The organism is Actinoplanes sp. ATCC 53533, from assembly GCF_003947245.1.
Genome location: NZ_QHHV01000543.1, coordinates 1 through 1234 on the forward strand (window position 1 = coordinate 1; position 1234 = coordinate 1234).

Consider the following 1234-nt stretch of genomic DNA (forward strand, 5'->3'; position numbering starts at 1 on the left):
GGTGTGATGCTGGACGAGGAGCGGGCTGCGGAGTTGCGGGCGGTGCTGAACAGCCGGGATGTGCCGGCGGTGGTCGCGACCCGGGCGCGGATCGTGTTGTGGATGGCCGAGGGCCGTCGGCGTAAGGACGTGGCCGAGTTGGCCGGGGTGTCGTTGCCGACGGTGGATCGGTGGGTGGCCCGGTACGCCGGTGATGGTCTGGCCGGTTTGGAGGACGGCTCTCATGCCGCGCCGCGTGAGCAGGTGCCGGCCTGGGTACGCGGGCGGATCCTGGCGTTGTCCCGGATGTCGCCGCCGGTCGAGACGGGGTTGTCGCACTGGTCGAGCCGGGAGATGGCCGCGTATGTGAAGCGGGTCGAGGGTGTGGCGGTGTCCTGGCATTACGTGGCGAATCTGTGGCGGGACAACGGGTTGCAGCCTTACCGGCAGGGCACGTTCAAGCTGTCGAAGGATCCGGCGTTCGCGGAGAAGGTCGCCGACGTGATCGGTTTGTATCTGGACCCGCCGGGCGGGGCGGTGGTGTTGTCGATCGACGAGAAGACCCAGATCCAAGCGTTGGATCGGACCCAGCCGTTGTTGCCGCTGGACTTCGGCCTGTCGGAGAAGCGCACGCATGACTACAAGCGGCACGGCACCACGAATCTGTTCGCGGCGTTGAACACCGGCACCGGCGAGGTTTTCGCGGACTGCCATCCCCGGCGCACCGCGGTGGAGTTCCTCGGCTTCGTCAAACGAGCCGTGAAACCGCATGCGGGTAAGGAGATCCACGTCGTGCTGGACAACCTGTCCACCCACGACACCCCCGAGGTCCGGGCCTGGCTGGCGGCGAACCCGAACGTCACCTTCCACTTCACCCCGGTCGGATCGTCGTGGATCAACCAGATCGAAACCTGGTTCGGGATCATCACCAAGCAGGCCATCCGCCGGGGCACGTTCACCTCGGTCAACGCCCTGATCCACCGCATCCGCGCCTACATCGAGCACTGGAACACCGATCCGGAACCGTTCGTCTGGACCGCCACCGCCGACGAGATCCTGGCCAAGGTCCGCTGGGTGCAGGCCAGTGTCAGGCAACTCGTCGACAACAACGCCAAGTAACACAACCAGAATCACGCGACACTAGTGTTGGCGCTCGCTCGACGCTCCACCCGGCGCCCTGCGTGACCCCTCGCCGCGTTCATCTCCGACTGCTTCACCACCGTGTGCCGCCTACGCGAAGACCACGAGTCCCGCG

1 protein-coding gene is annotated in these 1234 nt (G+C 66.3%); it reads left to right on the forward strand.

Annotation, left to right across the window (positions count from 1 at the left end):
• Nucleotides 1–1098, forward strand: a 1098-nt coding sequence (locus DMB66_RS59895; RefSeq protein WP_370321592.1) for an IS630 family transposase, incomplete at its 5' end; no start/stop codon positions are given.
• Nucleotides 1099–1234: the final 136 nt, after the last annotated feature.